We start from the raw sequence: 19,980 nt of genomic DNA, 5'->3' as shown, positions 1-19,980 counted from the left end.
AACCGATCCTTGTTAAGCACGAATATCTTTATCTTTGAATAAATCAGCCGTTGCTAAAAGTAATTCACGCAAAGTTTGTTTTAATTGACGTTCTTTTTTCGCTATAACTGCACCTGCATCTGTCAATTTTTTTTCTAGCAGTGAGTAACTTTCTTTTACTTGTGCTGTAATAGATTCGGCTTTAGGATGGGATTTATCACACCATTGTTTTGCTTCATTTAAATAATCCTGTACTTCTTGATCACTTCCACTATAACGTGCCGATAAATTGGCTCTGATAATTGCTGATTGCGCTTGTAATTGTGCATAGCGTTTCTTTAATAATCCCACTTCTTCACTATCTTTGATAGAATCAATAGCGGAATCAATGGCAATTTTTGTGTCTGCGGATTTATCTTGACTTGTTTCAACTATCTTCGTTAAAATTCCTTCAATTTCTGCTTGTAGTTCTTCTTCTTCCCTATCCAATTGAGCTTGTAATTGCTTAATTTCGGCTTGAGTTTTGACAATATCTGAATGTTTTTTCAGATTTATCGCTTCCATAGCTCCTTCAATTGAAGCTACCACTCCTTCTTTAACTTCACTACCTTTTTCTTGTAAATTATCAATGACAGTAGACACAGCATCATTAACTAAATTACGTAGTTCATGAGAACCTTCTTGAAACTCAGAACCTACTTGAGAAACAGCAGATTTGACAATTTCCCGAATGCGTTCAGCTTTTAATTGTCCTGTTTCTTTAGCTTGACGTAAATCTATTTGAATTTGTTCTTTAAGGTTCTTATTCGTGGTCATATCGAATACAAATCTCATTACAATATTTGCATTCATTATGACGAAATCGTTTAGCGATGAACACCCTCTAAAGAAATAAAATCATATCTATCTTTAGGTAGTATTTGGTGATTAGAAAGATGCTTCCAGCACGCTACGCGTAGCTTGCTTCCCGAAGGGTACGCAGCTACACAAGCAAAGTCTACCTTCGTAGACTCAGCAATTAGAAGTTTTTAACCCACGCAGGTGGGTTATGTCTGTATAGCCGCGACTTTTAGTCACCAGAAATTTTTTAGTTAAATGTTACCAATTTATGAAATAATCAAGATTGGTAAATAAATAAATTTTAAATTATGTGGCAAGTAAATATCACTTGTGATGGTGAAGCTTGGAAACTGTACGGTGTTGAATTTAAAAAAATGGTAGAAAACTACCAAGCTGAATTGATTGGTTCTAAAAAAATGCCAGATGGGAAACGCATCATGTCCTATAAAATTGAAGATGTCAGCGAAGCAGAAGCTTTTCAAGAAGAATGTACAAAGTTTGTCGGCTTCATCTCGGATTTTGAAGCTTTATGAAAAAAGTAATAATATTGATATTATGCACATTTTTTCTGTGGAGTATCAATTTCACCTTACCCGCTAACGCTTTAGAGACAAAGAATGGGGCGGAAATTTTTAGTTTCCATTGTGCCGGTTGTCATATTAATGGAGAAAACATTATTAGACGTGGTAAAAACCTCAAAAAGAATGCACTTAAAAGATATAAAATGGATTCTTTAGAAGCAATTACAGCCATTGTCACTAATGGGAAAAATAATATGTCAGCTTATAAAGATCGTTTAACACCAGAGGAAATTAAAAAAGTCGCGACTTATGTTTTGGAACAAGCAGAAAAAGATTGGAAATAACAATATAAAAAATATGATGTTACCTCAGGAAAGCTATTTACAATTTACTCCCGATTTGAAAATTTGCCGAATTTTAAATGGAATGTGGCAAGTTTCCGGTGGACATGGACGTATTAACCCCAAAACTGCCATTGAGTCTATGTTTCAATATGTTGATGCTGGTTTTACAACCTGGGATTTAGCAGACCATTATGGACCAGCAGAAGATTTTATTGGTGAGTTTCGTCGTCAATTAATAGCGAATCGGGGAGAAGAAGCGGTAAATAATATTCAAGCTTTTACCAAGTGGGTTCCTCGTGCGGGGAAAATGACAAAAAAACTGGTCGAGGAAAATATTGATATTTCTTTGAGAAGAATGGATGTTAAATCATTAGATTTAATGCAGTTCCATTGGTGGGATTATCAAGATGCTAATTATTTAGATGCTCTTAAATATATGGCAGAATTGCAAACTGAAGGTAAGATAAAACATTTAGCTTTAACTAATTTTGATACCGAACATTTGCAAATTATTATAGAAGCAGGAATCAAGATTGTTTCTAATCAAGTCCAGTTTTCCTTAGTTGACAGAAGACCACAAGTAAATATGGTGAAATTCTGTCAAGAGAATGATATCAAATTGTTTGCTTATGGTAGTGTTTGTGGTGGTTTATTATCAGAAAAATATTTAGGTAAACCAGAACCAAAAAGCTTAGAAATCAATACTACCAGCTTGAGAAAATACAAACAAATGATTGTTAACTGGGGTAATTGGAGATTATTTCAAGAGTTACTGGCTACCCTAAAACAAATCGCTGATAAACATCAAGTGAGTATTGCTAATGTGGCTGTAAATTACATTTTAAATCAGCCAGCAGTTGGGGGTGTAATTGTGGGTGCAAGGTTAGGAATTGCAGAACATTTGTCAGATAATGCTAGGGTATTTAGTTTCAATTTAGATGCTGAGGATATAGGGAAAATAGATGCAGTTTCTCAGCAGTCAAAAGATTTATATAAGTTAATTGGTGATTGTGGAGATGAATATAGGAGGTAGGGTAGTGGTCATTACAAAACTGCCTCACTAATTACAGTTAAGCTTGGAATACTTTGTTTTTTGCCAACACTACTATCAGAGAAATCTACCATTGGCGTAATTGAATACGTTAGTCTGTAGAACTTTTGTATTCAATACCTTAACCTGTTTCTATGCAACCAAGTAAACTAGACCAAAATTTAGGGCTAGAAATACAACGTCGTCGTATAGAAAAAGGTTGGTCTCAAGAGTATCTAGCAGAAATTACAGGTCTGCATAGAACCTATATTAGCCAACTAGAACGAGGATTAAAAAGCCCATCTGTAAGAGTTCTGAGTCATATCACCAACGCTTTAACTGTAACAATGAGTGAATTTTTGCAAGCTGTAGAGGAATCTTTAAGTGTTGACAGAAAATGAGATTGAGAGGCTAAAACAAGCTATTATTGCTACTATTGCATCCCCAGCTATTGGGTCAATATAAGATTATGCTTGGGAAGCTATTTTTCATTATGTTAAAGATATTCCTCTTTCTGATCCAGCTTTAGGACGTAGTAAACTACTGTATGATGCAGTTAATATTCTAACTAAAACAGGTTGGTCATTGAAATTTGATTTTGACAACCCACCAAAACTTTCTGGTGAAGATATTTTACCGGGCTTTATTCTCGATTTGCAAATAATTTTAAATCCATAGATTCTAAATTTCGGGATGATGATTTCTCAAAAAAATATTCCCACTGGCTACCTCCGCAAGGTTCATCATATCGCTTTTAACGTCGAAAATATGGCAGCATCTCGCCATTTTTATGGTCATATTTTAGGCTTACACGAACTTACAGGGGACGAAATACCAAAAACATTAAGAGAACTTGTCAACGCCGGCAAAGTCGCTAATTTTGCCACTCCTGACGGCACAATTATTGACTTATTTGGAGAACCAGAATTATTACCACCAGATCCAGATCCCAGTAAGTCTTTTACTAGAGCATATCATTTAGCTTTTGATATTGCTCCAGAATTATTTGACCAAGCATTAACAGTAATTCAAGAAAATAATTTGGTCATTGCTTATGGTCCTGTTTCCCGTCCTACTGGGAGAGGAGTGTATTTTTATGATCCCGATGGATTTATGATTGAAATTCGTTGTGATCCTGATTAAATAATATAAGGGAAAATTTCAATAATTACAGCGATTTTCGGGTAAATGAACCACGTTTTTTTGTCTCACGCAGAGGCGTAGAGGCGCAAAGAGAAATGAAGAGTAATATAATTGAGGGGGGGGGAAACCCCGCCCCTACGGATTTTGCGATATTTTAAATAAGGCTAAAAATGTACATTCCCAAACTAAACGAGGTTGGGCGTAACAAAGTAAATGTTTTCGAGTTTTTTCTAGTTGTTGAATGATTTTTGGTTCATGTATTTGTTGCCAATAGTATTGTTGTAAATAGTCAATTAACCATAATTGGGCTTCTGTATCTAATTCTTTATCAATTTTTTTACCTAATTCTAAAGCATGACGGTAAGATGTTGGCGTTTTTTTCACCTGGGTGATAAATTCGCTAGGAATGGTTTGCAATTGTTGGTAGGAGGAAATGGCATTTCCTGGACTACCTGCGGCTATATTTAAAACTTCTGGATGTTGCAAAATTTCGGCATTTCCTGTTTGTGTTAATACTTGAGTCATAGCCGCAGTATTCAAACGATAAAAGGGAACTTTTTGACAACGGGATACTAAAGTTGGTAGTACAGATTCGGGGGAAGGGGCAATTAAAATTAATGTCGCTTTTCCTGGTTCTTCTAAGGTTTTTAATAACGCATTTGCCGCTGATTCTGCCATTGTTTCTGCTTGTTCTAGAACTATGACATTTCGCGTTGCTTCTAAGGGGGGACGGGAAAGAAATTGGGTAATTTCTCGAATTTGTTCTAAACGAATAACCGGTGGTGCTTTGCGTTTAACGCCTTTTTCGGCTGCTTCTGCCGGGGTGAGTCTTTGTCCTTGATATTGATAAGTTGGTTCTACCCACAATAAAGCTGGATGATTTCTTTGCTGAATTCTATTGTGTAAAATGGGAATTTGATCCGGTTTTACAGAACTAGAAAAAAGTAATTCTATAAAACATTTTGCTGCTAAACTTCTGCCCACACCATCAGCACCTACAAACATATAAGCTGGTGCAACTCGATGTTGTTTAACTGATTGAGTTAATAATTCTACTGCTTGCTGTTGTCCGATTAGTGACGAGAACATAGTTATGAAAACAGGCGTTGCTGTAAAATTTCCTGTATATTTTTTTGAACAATATCTTGACTGTTATTACCATCTATTCGCACAATTCGGGATGGATTGGATGCAGCTAATTCTGTATATCCTTGCTGTACCCGACGATGAAAAGTAATAGTTTCCTGTTCAATTCTATCTAGTTTAGCTTGTCCCCGTTTGCGGGATAGTCCTACTTCTACATCTACATCTAACCAAATAGTTAAATCACTTTCTAAGCCACCAGTAGCAATCTGATTAAGTTGATGAATGAGATTCATATTTAGACCTCTACCATAACCTTGATAGGCGATAGTAGAATCAGTATAGCGATCGCACAGAATAAATTTCCCTATGGCTAAATTAGGTTTTAACTCTTCTTCGATATGTTGTGACCTGTCCGCTGCATATAATAATAATTCCGTGACTTCTCCCACAGGCTTACTTGGTGACTTTTCCAATAATAACGCCCGTAAATCCTTTCCTAACTCCGTTCCCCCGGGTTCACGAGTCAGCAGCGCCGATATATTTAAACTTTCCAACCACTGAAAACACCGTTGCATCTGAGTAGTTTTACCGCAACCTTCCACCCCTTCAAAGACAATGAATTTACCACTCATATTTTAAAAATTTTGCTACCACTAATTTTTTAGACATCCCTATTTATATACACTTTATCACCAAAAGCAAACCTAATGTAGGGGCAAACCCCCTGTGGTTGCCCCAAATACTGCGGTAGGCACGGGGGCGCGGTTAGGAAGGGGTAGGCACGGGGGCGCTACCCCTACATTAAATCCAAATCTTTTATCAGTAAACCAAAAAGTTTTCCCAAAGAGTGATTTTTACGGAGTGCTGACGCTATTGCTACAGACGCAGCAGGCATCACTAACAAAATACGACAGATACTCATGTACTATAGAATACCAAATATATAAGAAATAGTTATCATAATTTGCACTGGATCAAAATATGAAATGATGAAAGTAGTGTGTAGCATATTGGCTGAAAAAATTGACTGTTTCATCTCTAACAAAAGCCACGCGGGGCGAGTCTACAGAAGAACTCGTTTTAACCGACTCAGAAACTCTTGATGAGGTTATTCAGTGTTTAGTAGAAAATTTTTCCATTGAAACTCAAGGAGCCTGTAACCAACAAACTTTATTCGAGATTCTGGTTAAAGCAGCCAGCAGTGGAGATAGTATTGAAAACACTGCTAAATTGTTAAAAAATATTCCGACAGCTAATGATATTAGATATCATCTCAATAAAATTAACAATTTTGAGGAATTAGAAGCGCAAATCAATCAAGCATTAAAAAGTCGAATTCCTTTAGGATTAAAAAAACGGTGTTTAAAAATAGCGATTGATTTAAATTTAATTTGTTATTATGGTCAACCAACATCGTCAGAATTACCCTACATATATCGAAGTGAAGCTAAATCTGGTACTAATTCATTTTATGCCTATGCCACTTTATATGTTATTAGTAATAATAAGCGTGTAACTCTAGCAATAAGAGGTGTTCGCCAATTAGATACTAGTGTGGCTTTAATTACTTATTTATTAGCCGAACTTGAATCCCTAAAAATAAATGTAAAAAAACTCTATTTGGATAGGGGATTTTTTAATACTCCTGTAATTACATGGTTACAGGCATTAGATATTCCCTTTCTTATGCCTGCTATCAAGACTGGAAAAAAAGGAGGAATCAAACAATTCCTCAAGGGTAAAAAAAGTTATAAAACTACCTATACCATTACAAGAGATAAAGATGATTTCGTCACATTTGATTTATGGGTTGTCTGTAAATATAGAAAGGGAAAGCATAAAAAGCATGGAGTTCAATATTTTGTTTATGTTGCTTATAAGGTAAAAACAAATTTAAATTACATCTATCAAGATTATCGAAAAAGATTTGGCATTGAAACTAGTTATCGTCTGAAAAATATTTGTCGAATTAAGACGAATAACAAAAATCCAGTCTTGAGATTACTATTCATTGGAATATCCTTTCTTCTAATTAACATCTGGGTGAATCTACTATGGCTCAAAATCAGTCGGAAAAGGAAAGGTAGTAGATTAATTTATCGCACACTTTTTACACTCAAACAGATGTTAGCCTTTTTATCTCAAGCCCTACAGAGGAAATATCAAGTCGTTGAAAGCATTTATATTCCATCCGGTTAGCGTCAAGAAATTATTAACCAGCTAATCATAAGTAATTATTATCTATACTATGTCTGCTGATTAGAGTATCGGGAATAAAAAAGTATTTTATACTACACAGTATTTGGCGATCTCCCTTCAGGAAAAAACTTTTTGGTTTACTGTTAATGGTGTCAACTTAAGCTCAAATCCCTACCACATCTCGTTCCTAGTCAGAGACTATGAATGCAGTTAATGAGGCTCTGCCTCTAATATCATTGAAGTCAGAGCCTTCTAGAATTCATTCCCAGTCAGAGACTGGGAATGAGATAACTTGAGTTCTTTGCGGAATAGATGTTTTACGTTAAGTTGACACCAATGAGCTTTTGCTTTACCCCTTAACGGGTGACAAGTTATGTATCACTTTTTTGTCAATTTGTCAATAGGGAGTTTTTGCGATCGCTCAAATTAGATCATTTCTGAGCAAATTTATGGCTAAAATTTTTGTAAAGTTTTGTATTAGCCTGGGAAATTAACTTCTAAAACTACTGTCAATAAAGGGTTTGAGACTAACATCCTCTGAAAGATCCAAAATTGACAGTAATAACCCAATTATGAAATTCTCTAAAATTATAGCAAATCGCTGAAAGTATAGCAACCTCGTTGATAAATAGAAAAAATTTTCAATTAATTATTAAGGAAATATAAAGGCAAATTGCTAAAAGTTATAAATATCAAAAGTATTATTGATTTTCTATAATTTAAGCTTATCATATAGCCATTATGAATAATATATCTGATAAATAGCATCTAGGATAAAACTAAGAGTATATTATTAGATTATGATTGTGCGATCGCGAAGTGTTGCTGCAAGCAGTTCGCTCTTTTGGCACACAAACCCTAAATCTAGCCAGATTACCAGCTTGGACAATTGAAGATGGTATCATATATTCTCGTTTTGCTGGATTACGCGCGAGGAAATAAGTGAAAGTTTTAGTTATCGGGAATGGGGGACGGGAACACGCTCTAGCGTGGAAATTGCTGCAATCTGATAAAATCGAGCAAGTTGTCTGTGTACCAGGTAATGGTGGTACTGCAACTATGCCCGGTTGTAAAAACTTGCCCTTAGCGGTGGATGATTTTGCTGGTATTAGCGAATATGCGGTAAATAATGATATTTCTCTGGTAATTGTTGGACCAGAAGTACCTTTAGCTGAGGGAATTACTGATTATTTGCAAAATCAAGGCTTAATGGTATTTGGTCCAAATAAGGAAGGGGCGCAAATAGAAGCAAGTAAAGCCTGGGCTAAAGCCTTAATGGCAGAAGCCGGAGTCCCCACAGCTAAATCTGCGGTATTTACAGAAGCAGCCCCAGCAAAAGCTTACATCCAATCCGCAGGTGCGCCCATTGTCATAAAAGCCGATGGGTTAGCGGCTGGAAAGGGGGTAACAGTTGCCGAAACCATTGCCCAAGCTGAAGCAGCAATTGAGGCAATTTTTCAAGGACAATTTGGATCTGCTGGTAGTTCCGTTGTCATTGAAGAATGTTTAGTCGGGCAAGAAGTATCTATTTTAGCTATCACCGATGGTTTAACCATTCGCCCATTATTACCTGCTCAAGATCATAAGCGTGTTGGTGAAGGTGATACAGGAGACAATACTGGAGGCATGGGTGCTTATGCTCCCGCCCCAATAGCCACACCGCAGTTAATGGCACGGGTACAAACAGAAGTATTAGAAAGAACTATTCACGCCTTACAGGCTAGGGGCATTGACTACCGAGGCATTTTGTATGCGGGGTTAATGATTTCACCAGATGGGGATTTTCGGGTTTTAGAATTTAACTGTCGCTTTGGTGATCCAGAAACCCAAGTGATTTTACCAATGCTAGAAACACCTTTGGAAGATTTAATTTTGGCTTGTATAGAACAGCAGTTAGGAAATATGCCGCCGATTACTTGGAAACAAGGGGCAGCGGCGACGGTGGTGGCTGCTTCTGGTGGTTATCCGGGAGAGTATATTAAGGGTAAGGTAATTACTGGTTTTGCCGCAGCCCAGACCGCAGGGGCGACGGTTTTTCACGCGGGGACAAGGTTAAATGCCGTCCAGGAAGTTGTGACAGATGGCGGTAGGGTGTTAAATGTCACTGGCTTGGGTGAGGATTTTCAAGCAGCTTTATCTCAAGCTTATGCAGGTATAAAGAGCATTCAATTTGATGAAATGTATTATCGCCGAGATATTGGTTATCGGGTTTTAGGTTGATTTTTGGGTACTTGAATTAGATTTTTTGCTCTCGCAGAGGCGCAGAGGCGCAGAGGAATCTTAAATAAAATCCTCTCTCCTACCCCCTGCCCCCTGCTATATTTTCTTGTACCCCAGCCCTCCCCGCAAATTGATAAAAGTTTGTATGCTGAATCTATATGGTTGTTTATAGTTCTTAATTAAAACCGGTGCAAGAAGATTTTCGTTTAATTATTGATTTAGTTTTGGTGTTTGCTGTTGCAGCTTGCGGTGGACTATTAGCTGCGCTGTTAAAACAACCTGTTTTACTGGGATATCTGATTGGTGGGATGATTGTGGGCCCTTCTGGACTGCGACTGATTAAGGAACTTATCCAAGTGGAAACCTTGGCTCAGTTTGGGGTGGCGTTTTTGTTGTTTGCTTTGGGTGTGGAGTTTTCCTTGACGGAACTTAGGAAAGTTAAGGCGATCGCTCTTGGAGGTGGTACTTTACAAATTATCCTCACTATTCTCATCACTGTTTTGGTCTGCGGTGTCACTGGCGCTTGGGGAACTTTACCCGCTAAGGGTGTATTTTTGGGTTCGATTTTGTCTCTGTCTTCCACTGCGGTGGTTCTCAAGTGCTTAATGGAACGCAATGAAACGGAAACACCTCACGGTCAGGTGATGCTGGGGATGTTGGTTGTTCAGGACTTAGCCCTGGGATTGATGTTAGCTGTCTTACCAGCCCTCCATGCACCAGGAGAGGTGATTGGAATTGCTGTACTGATGGCATTACTAAAGATTGGTTTATTTGCCGCTGGTGCGATTGTAGCCGGGATTTGGTTGATTCCCCCCTTACTCAGATTACTAGCCAGCACGGAAAGTAAGGAGTTATTTTTATTAGGTGTTGTCACTATCTGTTTAGGAATTGCCATATTCACAGAATACTTGGGGTTATCTATTGAAATGGGGGCATTTGTCGCTGGATTGATGATTTCTGAGGTGGAATATGCTGATGAAACTTTGACTATTGTGGAACCATTGCGGGATATATTTGCTAGTTTATTTTTTGCTGCCATTGGGATGTTAATTGATCCGGTATTTTTGTGGCAAAATCTAGAATTGATTCTCGGATTGGTGGCTTTAGTTTTTGTGGGTAAGTTTTTAATTATTACTCCTTTAGTAAGTCTGTTTCGCTATCCTTTAAAAACATCTTTAATTGTGGGGTTGGGACTGGCACAAATTGGGGAATTTTCTTTTGTTCTGGCTAGTGAAGGGCAAGCTTTAGGTTTGGTGTCTCGGCGGATATATTTACTAATTTTAGGAACTACTGCCGTTACTTTAATGTTGACTCCTTTTGTCTTGCGATTAGTGCCATTTTTATTTGATTTTGCTGAATCTATGCCCTGGCTAAAACCATATTTGGTGGATGACCAAGCTCGTGATTTTTCGGAAGATTTGCCGCAGAAAAATCATGTAGTAGTTTGTGGTTATGGAAGACTAGGTAAAAATTTGGTGAAGTTGTTACAGCAATATCAATTATCTGTGGTGGTAATTGACCAATCAGAAAGTCGGATTCAACAGTTAAGGGAAGCAGGAATTGCCTATGTTTATGGTAATGCGGTGAGTCTTCATGTCTTAGAAACCGCTGGTGTCAGTCATGCTCAAGGAATGGCGATCGCTCTCCCTGATCCTGCTAGTATTCGGCTATGCTTAAAACGATCTTTGGAAGTATGTCCAGAATTAGATACAGTTGTCCGTGCTACCCAAGATAAAAATATTGAGCTTCTTTATCAATTGGGGGCAAAAGAAGTCGTCCAACCAGAATTTGAAGCAAGTTTAGAAATGGCAACTCATCTCTTAATTGGTGTGGGTTTATTACCAGAAGTGGTACAACAAAAAATGCAGCAAATTCGCCAAGATCATTATTTGGATTTACGCCCTGAAAGTTCTGCTACTGAAGTTTCCCAATATTTACAAAAAGTCACCCGTGATCTCAATCGTCGTTGGTATGATTTACCAGCAGATTCACCTTTAATTGGCATGACTTTAGAAGAAGTGAATATGCGTTATTTAACTGGGGTGAGTTTAATGGCTATTTGTCGGGCTGATGGGAAAGAAATTGATTATCCCAATAGTCAAACTACACTCCTTTTAGGCGATCGCTTATTAGTGGTAGGATCAGCGGAAGAACTCACAGCTTTAGTCCAATTTGCCGAAGGTAAAATCACTATTAAGTAGCCATCATGCACTGCATACACCATGAAAAAACCTCTTATTCCCCTCCTCGCTTGCGGGGAGGGGTTAGGGGTGGGGTCTTATGTTCAAGTCAGGTAGTCATACTAGAACCAATATTTATTGACTTTTGTAAATTTGGTAAAATAACTATTCCCCTCCTCACTTGCGGGGAGGGGTTATACAGTTTTTAAGGCGTTAAAATTATCCCGTAATCGGTAAACTTATATCGAATCCTACACTATCTAGGTATGGTTTCCAGTCAAAAGCATTAATATCTAAACTGCTAAGCAAATCATTGATGATTGGGTTTAAAAGAATATAATTGGGTACAGTGTTTGTCCCGATATCCGTAATCGTACCACCTACTATAATTTCTTGTTGGTCAATAGACATATCTGCGAATAAAGGTATATCTGTGATTCGTATTTTAGACATTTTAGAAATATCCTTAACGTTGATTAGTCGCGCTAAATTCCACCGTTAATTTAAATATTAGACAAACCAATAATATCCAGTCAATCCGATAAGCAACTAGAAGCAACACAGTTTTATACAGGTTTGAGTAGGTTGCTATCAGCAAGCCCTACTTAGGTACAACTTCAACACTGACATTTTGCGGGATCAATCCTCTTTCCGTTACTGTATCACTGAATGGTTTCATGTAGGCGATCGCCTGTTTCCAAACCATAATCTGGTCATTATTACCATCGAAAATACAAATACAATTGTGATCCTGCCTATGCGACCTGTAATCAAATCACCAGTCATTAATCTAAATTCGACCGTTAATTTTTCTTTAATGCACTTCTAGACCTGACGAGTGCTAGGTAGTGAAGTATCAAATTGATTTGTTGCCATATATTGGTAATTGACAACTGACAACTGACAAATTTTTTAATAGTATGAATGAATCTTTAATAATTCATTTAGGTCAAAATGGCAATCGAATTTACTAAGTATCAAGGACTCGGTAATGATTTTATCCTCATTGATAACCGTTCCTCATTGACACCAGTATTGACACCAGAGAAAGCGGTACAATGGTGCGATCGCCATTTTGGTATTGGAGCAGATGGTGTTATTTTCGCACTTCCTGGACAAAATGGCACGGATTACACCATGCGAATTTTTAACTCGGATGGTTCAGAACCGGAAATGTGTGGGAATGGGATTCGCTGTTTAGCGGTATTTTTGACGGAATTGGAAGGTATTTCTCGCACCAAAGATAAATATCATATTCATACCTTAGCAGGTGTGATTACACCCCAACTCACAGATGATGGTCAAGTTAAAGTAGATATGGGTGAACCCCGATTATTAGCAGGGGAAATTCCCACAACTTTAGCACCTAGTGAGTTTCAAGTCATTAATCAACCCTTGGAAATAGCCGGAAAAACTTGGGATGTTACCTGTGTCAGCATGGGAAATCCCCACTGTATTACTTTTGTGGAAGATATTGCGGCGATTAATTTAGAAAGTATTGGCCCCCAATTTGAAAATCATCCCGTATTTCCTAAAAAAACCAACACCGAATTTATTGAAATAGTCAATCGTAACTATTTGAAAATGCGAGTTTGGGAACGAGGCGCTGGAATTACCCTCGCTTGTGGCACAGGTGCTTGTGCGTCCTTAGTGGCGTGTGTATTGAACGATAAATGCGATCGCACCGCTACCATAGAATTACCCGGCGGACCCCTAGAAATCGAATGGTCGGAAATTGATAACCGGATTTACATGACAGGCCCCGCAGAACGAGTATTTACAGGCAAGTATTAAATAAATTCAGCCTATTTTCTGCAAGAGTTAGATTCCCAGATCCCCGACTTCTTAGAAAAGTCGGGGATCTTATTCTTATTGTTTATATATCTGCTTACGGTAATTATCTGTTGTAACATTACGCTTGGCTCAAAAAGGACTTTCCGCTCACTCACCGACTTTTCAAACACCCTCTAATGTGGCGTATATTCTCAATTTGTTGAGAAGCATGAACAAAACAGATCCAGTCGCAACTCAAAAACTCCAAAAAGAAATTCTCGATCTGATGGCAGATGAAATACAATTACGCAATAAACGCGCCTTAATTGAAGCATTTATCGCCAATAATCTGCAACAACTCCAGTCCGATGAAAATGTGATGAATACCTTTATCATGACTTCCTTACCCATTTTGCAGTAAAATTATTCCTTTGATATAGAGGAAAGTAAAAAAATGACCCGTGTGATCATCGTGCGTCATGGTCAAAGTACCTACAATATAGAAAAACGTATTCAAGGGCGGACTGATGCCTCGTCATTAACCCCAAAAGGTGAAAATGATGCCAGTCAAGCTGGTATTGCCCTCAGTAGTATTTGCTTTCAAGCTATTTATAGTAGTCCCCTCCAGCGTGCCAAATCCACAGCCGAAATTATCCGCAGTCAATTAGCTACACAACCTCCTGTGATTCAAATTGATGAACAGTTGGTAGAAGTTGATTTACCCCTCTGGGTAGGAATGACCACAAGTGAAGTCCAAAAAAACTTTACTGAAGATTACCGCACCTGGAAACAACGTCCCCACGAGTTTCGCATGGTTTTAGATGAACCTTCAGGAACTACAGAACATTTCCCAGTTCTGGCTTTATACGCCCAAGCCAAGCAATTTTGGCAAGAGATTCTCCCCCAACACCAAGGAGAAACTATCCTGATTGTGGGTCATAATGGCATCAATCGGGCCTTAATTAGCACAGCTTTGGGAATTTCCCCCAGTCGCTACCATTGCTTACAACAATCTAACTGCGGCATTAGTATCTTGAATTTTGCAGGTGGTTTAGGTGAACCCGTGCAGTTAGAATCCATGAATCAAACCCAACATCTGGGTGAAACTTTCCCTTCTCTGCGTCCTGGTCATAAAGGTGTAAGATTATTATTAGTCCGTCATGGCGAAACTGAATGGAATCGTCAAGGCAAATTTCAAGGACAAATTGATATTCCCCTCAATGATAATGGTAGAAACCAAGCCGCAAAAGCCGCAGAATTTCTCAAAGACATAAATATTGATTTTGCTGTTAGCAGTACCATGTCCCGTCCCAAGGAAACAGCAGAAATTATCTTAAAATATCATGCTAGTTTGAAATTAGAACTATTTGCTGGTTTAAGAGAAATTAGTCACGGACTGTGGGAAGGCAAATTTGAATCAGAAATTGAGCAAGGATTTCCCGGAGAATTAGAACGTTGGCGGACAATACCGGACAAAGTGCAAATGCCAGAAGGGGAAAATTTAGCACAGGTGAGCGATCGCAGTGTTGCTGATTGGAATACTATAGTCGAAAATGCTCAAAATCAGCAATTACAACTAGGATTAGTCGTCGCCCATGATGCCACTAATAAGACATTATTATGCCATATTCTGGGTTTATCTAACGAAAATTTCTGGAACTTCCGTCAAGGTAATGGCGCTGTGAGTGTGATTGATTATCCTGATGGAATTCAAGGTTATCCAGTTCTGCAAGCGATGAATATTACTGGGCATTTAAGTAATAGTGTTCTCGATAAAACTGCAGCTGGTGCATTGTAATTGAGTGGGGAGAGGGAGAGAAAGAATAGAGAAAGGGTGGGGAGACCCCGCCCCTACGGGTTTTATAATTAATTGTTAAACAAAAATTGTATCCGCTCAATAAATGGGGGCGGACTACCCATTCGGGGACGATTTTACGCCATTTGAGGCTTGTCATGGAAGGATTTACCCCGGATTATTGAGCGGTTACCAAAAATTGTTACAATCTAATTCAGAAAGTGTCTAATATCGGAGATAGATGGTACAAAATCTGGTACAAACGATAGACTTATTAAATTAAACACACTGATATTCTAAAATCATGAAAGCATCTGCTAAGTTCGACTTTGAAGACGAAAAATTTAACGCCCCACCGTCTCAAGTGATTCCCTGGGGTTTAATGATCAATCCTCGGTATGGTACAGATGGTTTACAAAGCTATGGTTTAGCGATTAGCCGCGATAATGCTCAATCCGTTGGGTTTCAGCCCGATGATAATTGGCAACAGGTGGAACATGAATTTAGTTCGGGAGAAGTAGAAACCATATTTATTACTACTACTCCTCGATTGGTGATCGTGCGTCGTGGCCCGTTATCGGTGCAAGATCGGGAAACCAAGATTAGATTAGGTACATACAAAGATTACAAAGAAGAGTTTTTAGCTGATAAACTTAAATTTAAAATTTATACTCGCCATTTGATTTTTTTAGTCGGTGAAGATAAAAAGTTTTTGCATCAATCACCTCTGCAATTAACTCTGAGTGGTTCACCCGGCGCTAGTTTTGGGAAAAATTACGCTGAATATCAACAAGGGCGAATTACTGGCGGTTTTGCTGGGGAATTGGAAAAGGCTTATGCTGGTTTTCAAAAGAAACCACTAACTCCTAAAGGGCCTTTATTCCATGCTCATGGGATTTTCTGCCCTATTATTGAACCGGAAGAAAGAGGTATAGAACCGAATATCGCTTTGGTGGCTTCAACTGTAGATTATAAACATCCCACGATTTCAACTTTAACCGATTATATGATTGCTTCAGACTCTCCTGAGTCGGAAATTATTTGTAAGGCTTTTGAAGAATACAAAGAATTTGGTAAGGAAGTGATTAAACCAGAGGCTTCTAAGGTAGAGACATCCGGTGTTACCAATTCTTATGTGTATGCGGATGACGATGAATTTGGTTATCCACCTTATTAAAGCAGAGAGGCAGGGGGCAGGGAGCAGGGAGTAGCTCACAGGGGTAGGTTTTTTACATAGAGATTTATAATGGAGAAAGACAAGGTAGCCTCCAAGTCTTCCCAGTCTTGCCCTCACGACAATGTAAAAAACCTACCCTTGTGATCCCTGCCCCCTTGCTTCTCTTCTCCCTCTGCTTGCCTTCACCCGTCATTTTCGGGTTGACAGACTACTATGTTGCATATTAAATCTGGAGAAAAAAATTAGAATATAATAGTTTCCTAATTCGGTTAAGCAGTTGACTCTTAATTCTTCAGTTATAAACAAACCCATATTCATCCTTGTAGATGGACATTCTCTAGCTTTTCGTTCCTACTTTGCTTTTGCTAAAGGTAGAGACGGAGGACTTCGCACAAAAACTGGTATTCCCACCAGTGTTTGTTTTGGTTTTATCAAATGTTTATTAGAAGTAATATCTACACAACAACCACAAGCAGTAGCAGTAGCTTTTGATTTAGGTTCACCTACTTTTCGTCATGAAGCTGATGATACTTATAAAGCTGGACGTGGGGAAACCCCAGAAGACTTTATTCCCGACTTAGAAAACCTCCATGAGTTATTACAAAGCCTAAATTTACCCATACTCACTGCACCTGGTTATGAAGCCGATGATGTACTAGGAACATTAGCACAGAAAGCCTCTGCGGCTGGATATCAGGTGAAAATACTTTCTGGTGACAGGGATTTATTTCAATTAATTGATGCTGATAGAGAAATTACAGTTTTAAACTTCACGCCAGAAGCCTTAAAACGTTCTACAAATAGTATTGCTGAATTTAGAGCCGAAGAAGTTAAAGAGAAATTAGGGGTATTACCAACGCAAGTTGTTGACTTTAAAGCTTTATGTGGTGATAAATCAGATAATATTCCGGGAGTCAAAGGAATTGGGGAAAAAACAGCAGCACAACTATTAAATACTTATAATTCTCTGGAAGAAATTTATGCAGCTATAGATGATATTAAAGGTGCAACTCAGCAAAAACTAATTACTGGTAAAGAAAACGCGGAAAAATCTCGTTATTTAGCTAAGATAGTTTGTGATGTTCCCCTAGAAGTTGATTTAGAAGATTGTCAATTAACAGGTTTTGATAATAACTTGCTGATTCCGATTTTAGAGAAATTAGAATTTAAAAGATTTTTAGAGACAATTAACGAAATACAGCAAAAACTTGGTGGAAAAGTTGTAGAAAATAAGGTATCGGAAATAATCGCCGAAACAGATGATGATTTGTGGTTCTTTAGTGCAGAAGAGACAGCACAAGAAATAAAACAAAATGCTTCACCAATTCAACCTCGCATTATTAATACAGAAGCAAAATTAATTGAATTAGTAGAACTTTTAAGAAAATTCACTAATCCAGAAAACCCAGTTGCTTGGGATACAGAAACTACTGCTTTAGAACCACGAGATGCAGATTTAGTGGGAATTGGTTGCTGCTGGGGAACAGAATCAGATGAACTTGCTTATATTCCTATTGGTCATAAAATCGGCGATAATTTAAATCGAGATTTGGTATTAGAAACTTTGCGGCCAATTTTGGAAAGTGCTGATTATCCTAAAGCTTTCCAAAATGCTAAATTTGATCGATTAATTCTGCGCTGTCAAGGAATTAATTTAGCTGGAGTGGTATTTGATACGATGTTAGCCAGTTATTTGATTAATCCCGATAGTAGTCATAATTTAAGTGATTTATCTCTGCGATATTTGGGATTAAGTGCGAATAGTTATGGAGATTTAGTTCCCAAAGGCAAGACTATCGCTGATATTAGTATTGCTGCGGTTGCTGATTATTGCGGAATGGATGTTTATGGAACATTTGGATTAGTAGCAAAACTGCGGGAAGAGCTAGAAAAAACTCCAAGTTTATATAAACTGTTAAATGAAGTTGAACAACCATTAGAAGCAGTTTTAGCGGAAGTTGAATATACAGGAGTTCGGATTAATTCCGATTATCTCAAGGAACTTTCACAGCAGTTAGAAACAGAATTAGCAAGGTTAGAAATAACAGCTACCAAAATTGCTGGGGAAAAATTTAATTTAGGTTCTCCTAAACAATTGAGTCATATTCTGTTTGAGAAATTAGGTTTAAGTACGAAATATTCTCGCAAAATTAAAACTGGCTATTCTACAGACGCAGCAACTTTAGAAAAACTTCTAGAAGTTGATCATACTGGATTTGTGGAAGCGATTATTGAAAATCGAACTTTATCAAAATTAAAATCTACCTATGTGGATGCTTTACCAGCTTTAGTACATCCTCAAAGTCAAAGACTACATACTGATTTTAACCAAACTGCAACTTCTACGGGCAGGTTATCCTCTTCTCATCCAAACTTACAAAATATTCCCATTCGCACTGCTTTTAGCCGCCAAATTAGAAAAGCGTTTTTACCTGAATCAGGTTGGTTAATGGTAGCTGCTGATTACTCACAAATTGAGTTAAGGATTTTGGCGCATTTGAGTCAAGAACCTATATTAATTCAAGCATATCAGCAAAATGAAGATATTCATACTGTGACTGCAAAATTAGTTTTTGAAAAAGCCGAAGTCACATCAGAAGAACGACGTTTTGCGAAAACGATTAATTTTGGTGTAATTTATGGCATGGGTTCTCTTAAATTTGCCAACTCAACGGGGATAGATAAAGCTAATGCTAATGAGTTTATTAAGCGATTTAATCAACGATATCCCCAAGTATTTAAATATTTAGAGGAAGTTAAAAAACAAGCTATCGCTTATGGTTATGTGGAAACTATTCTCGGAAGAAGACGTTATTTTGAGTTTACTAGTAATAGTTTACAGCAGTTAAAAGGTAGTAATTTAGAAGATATTAATTTACAGAAGTTAAAAAATTTAGGTCAATATGATGCTGGGTTACTCCGTTCTGCTGCTAATGCCCCAATTCAAGGTTCTAGTGCAGATATTATCAAAATTGCTATGGTGCAATTGCATGAGGTTCTGAAAAAATATCAAGCGCGGTTGTTATTGCAAGTTCATGATGAATTAGTATTTGAAATTCCTCCTCAAGAGTGGGAAGAATTGCAACCACAAATTAAATCGGTGATGGAAAATGCTGTTTCTTTATCTGTGCCTTTAGTTGTTGATATTCATGCAGGGGATAATTGGATGGAAACTAAGTAGCCTCCCCTATTTTTTGCAAGATTAAGAATATTAACTTTGATCTGCATATTACTAATTGGTTGCTTTTAGTTCAAGGATGACAAAATATACCTGAAATATTATCTCACTATTTCTTGTATTTGTGCTTTTTGTTACAAAATTATTACAGTGGGGAATACCGCACCTAGAGGAAGGGCATACACACCAAAAAATAATTTGCAAGTTTTGTTAACAATCTGTTATATTTATTTACATAAGGTTACAAAAAGTCAAAAACGAGGTTCTCAAATGGCTGTTTTAATTTCTCTATTGGTTGTTGGTTGGGTAGCAGTTGCTGTTATTGGTTCTCTCGCTTACTTCTTGGGTGAACAAAGCAAACCCATTCACGAACGCAACTGGGCTTCTGATAAGTTTGCAGCTTTAGCTAAATCTATTACTGGTGTAGAGATTGACTATACCCAACGCACACCCGCCTATGCTATTGATGCTTACAACAGCCGCAATTTACCCCAATAGTATTTAGTGGCAATTTG

19 protein-coding genes are annotated in these 19,980 nt (G+C 37.8%); 15 read left to right on the top strand and 4 right to left on the bottom strand.

Annotated elements, in window-relative coordinates; translation table 11 throughout:
* Positions 1 to 12 precede the first annotated feature (12 nt).
* Positions 13 to 795 carry a histidine kinase gene (locus CA730_RS10110; protein ID WP_096671432.1) on the bottom strand — a complete coding sequence of 261 codons (783 nt, stop codon included), beginning with the start codon at positions 793 to 795 and terminating at the stop codon, positions 13 to 15.
* A 332-nt stretch (positions 796 to 1,127) separates the two neighbouring features.
* On the opposite strand from CA730_RS10110, the gene CA730_RS10105 reads away from it, so the two are divergent.
* From CA730_RS10105 to CA730_RS10080, 5 genes are all read left to right on the top strand, one after another.
* Positions 1,128 to 1,352 (top strand): hypothetical protein, encoded by a 225-nt coding sequence (locus tag CA730_RS10105; RefSeq protein ID WP_096666946.1) that lies wholly within the window; start codon positions 1,128 to 1,130, stop codon positions 1,350 to 1,352.
* Entirely contained in the window at positions 1,349 to 1,684 is a 336-nt protein-coding gene (gene petJ, locus CA730_RS10100; protein ID WP_096666944.1) for a cytochrome c6 PetJ, read from the top strand. The genes CA730_RS10105 and petJ overlap by 4 nt, the downstream gene beginning before the upstream one ends.
* 13 nt (positions 1,685 to 1,697) lie before the next feature.
* The gene (locus CA730_RS10095) at positions 1,698 to 2,717 is read left to right on the top strand and encodes an aldo/keto reductase (RefSeq protein WP_096666942.1); all 1,020 of its coding nucleotides are present in this window, start codon (positions 1,698 to 1,700) and stop codon (positions 2,715 to 2,717) included.
* A gap of 152 nt (positions 2,718 to 2,869) precedes the next feature.
* Positions 2,870 to 3,115 carry a helix-turn-helix domain-containing protein gene (locus CA730_RS10090; RefSeq protein ID WP_096666940.1) on the top strand — a complete coding sequence of 82 codons (246 nt, stop codon included), beginning with the start codon at positions 2,870 to 2,872 and terminating at the stop codon, positions 3,113 to 3,115.
* A 295-nt stretch (positions 3,116 to 3,410) separates the two neighbouring features.
* On the top strand, positions 3,411 to 3,857 hold the full coding sequence (locus tag CA730_RS10080; protein WP_096671430.1) for a VOC family protein: 447 nt from the start codon (positions 3,411 to 3,413) through the stop codon (positions 3,855 to 3,857).
* 135 nt (positions 3,858 to 3,992) lie between these two features.
* Here the strand turns inward: CA730_RS10080 and CA730_RS10075 are convergent, their stop codons facing one another.
* Both CA730_RS10075 and tmk read right to left on the bottom strand, forming a co-directional pair.
* On the bottom strand, positions 3,993 to 4,946 hold the full coding sequence (locus CA730_RS10075) for a DNA polymerase III subunit delta' (RefSeq protein ID WP_096666938.1): 954 nt from the start codon (positions 4,944 to 4,946) through the stop codon (positions 3,993 to 3,995).
* Positions 4,947 to 4,948: 2 nt separating this feature from the next.
* Complete coding sequence (gene tmk, locus CA730_RS10070; protein ID WP_096666936.1) at positions 4,949 to 5,575, bottom strand: dTMP kinase; 627 nt, start codon at positions 5,573 to 5,575, stop codon at positions 4,949 to 4,951.
* 391 nt (positions 5,576 to 5,966) lie between these two features.
* Here tmk and CA730_RS10065 point away from each other — a divergent pair, with 391 nt between their 5' ends.
* From CA730_RS10065 to CA730_RS10055, 4 genes are all read left to right on the top strand, one after another.
* Positions 5,967 to 7,142, top strand: coding sequence for an ISH3 family transposase (locus CA730_RS10065; RefSeq protein ID WP_096666934.1), 1,176 nt, complete (start codon positions 5,967 to 5,969; stop codon positions 7,140 to 7,142).
* Between the two features lie 804 nt (positions 7,143 to 7,946).
* The gene (locus CA730_RS24285) at positions 7,947 to 8,084 is read left to right on the top strand and encodes a hypothetical protein (RefSeq protein WP_157749949.1); all 138 of its coding nucleotides are present in this window, start codon (positions 7,947 to 7,949) and stop codon (positions 8,082 to 8,084) included.
* On the top strand, positions 8,085 to 9,362 hold the full coding sequence (purD, locus tag CA730_RS10060) for a phosphoribosylamine--glycine ligase (RefSeq protein ID WP_096666932.1): 1,278 nt from the start codon (positions 8,085 to 8,087) through the stop codon (positions 9,360 to 9,362).
* Between the two features lie 188 nt (positions 9,363 to 9,550).
* Positions 9,551 to 11,563 (top strand): cation:proton antiporter domain-containing protein, encoded by a 2,013-nt coding sequence (locus CA730_RS10055; RefSeq protein ID WP_096666930.1) that lies wholly within the window; start codon positions 9,551 to 9,553, stop codon positions 11,561 to 11,563.
* 198 nt (positions 11,564 to 11,761) lie between these two features.
* Here the strand turns inward: CA730_RS10055 and CA730_RS10050 are convergent, their stop codons facing one another.
* On the bottom strand, positions 11,762 to 11,995 hold the full coding sequence (locus tag CA730_RS10050) for a hypothetical protein (RefSeq protein WP_096666928.1): 234 nt from the start codon (positions 11,993 to 11,995) through the stop codon (positions 11,762 to 11,764).
* Between the two features lie 501 nt (positions 11,996 to 12,496).
* Between CA730_RS10050 and dapF the strand changes: the two genes are divergently transcribed.
* From dapF to CA730_RS10015, 6 genes are all read left to right on the top strand, one after another.
* Entirely contained in the window at positions 12,497 to 13,336 is an 840-nt protein-coding gene (dapF, locus tag CA730_RS10040; protein ID WP_096666926.1) for a diaminopimelate epimerase, read from the top strand.
* Positions 13,337 to 13,514: 178 nt separating this feature from the next.
* Positions 13,515 to 13,736, top strand: coding sequence for a type I restriction endonuclease subunit R, EcoR124 family (locus CA730_RS10035; protein ID WP_269076521.1), 222 nt, complete (start codon positions 13,515 to 13,517; stop codon positions 13,734 to 13,736).
* 33 nt (positions 13,737 to 13,769) lie between these two features.
* On the top strand, positions 13,770 to 15,113 hold the full coding sequence (locus CA730_RS10030) for a histidine phosphatase family protein (RefSeq protein WP_096666922.1): 1,344 nt from the start codon (positions 13,770 to 13,772) through the stop codon (positions 15,111 to 15,113).
* 301 nt (positions 15,114 to 15,414) lie between these two features.
* Complete coding sequence (locus tag CA730_RS10025) at positions 15,415 to 16,287, top strand: DUF5895 domain-containing protein (protein ID WP_096666920.1); 873 nt, start codon at positions 15,415 to 15,417, stop codon at positions 16,285 to 16,287.
* Positions 16,288 to 16,564: 277 nt separating this feature from the next.
* Positions 16,565 to 19,468, top strand: a complete 2,904-nt coding sequence (gene polA, locus CA730_RS10020) for a DNA polymerase I (protein ID WP_096666918.1) — start codon at positions 16,565 to 16,567, stop codon at positions 19,466 to 19,468.
* Between the two features lie 267 nt (positions 19,469 to 19,735).
* Complete coding sequence (locus tag CA730_RS10015; protein ID WP_096671428.1) at positions 19,736 to 19,963, top strand: photosystem II protein, Psb35-related; 228 nt, start codon at positions 19,736 to 19,738, stop codon at positions 19,961 to 19,963.
* Positions 19,964 to 19,980 lie beyond the last annotated feature (17 nt).

The sequence above is a fragment of the Dolichospermum compactum NIES-806 genome, assembly GCF_002368115.1.
In the GTDB taxonomy this organism is placed as follows: Bacteria; Cyanobacteriota; Cyanobacteriia; order Cyanobacteriales; family Nostocaceae; genus Dolichospermum; species Dolichospermum compactum.
This window is presented reverse-complemented; position numbering and strand designations above follow the sequence as displayed.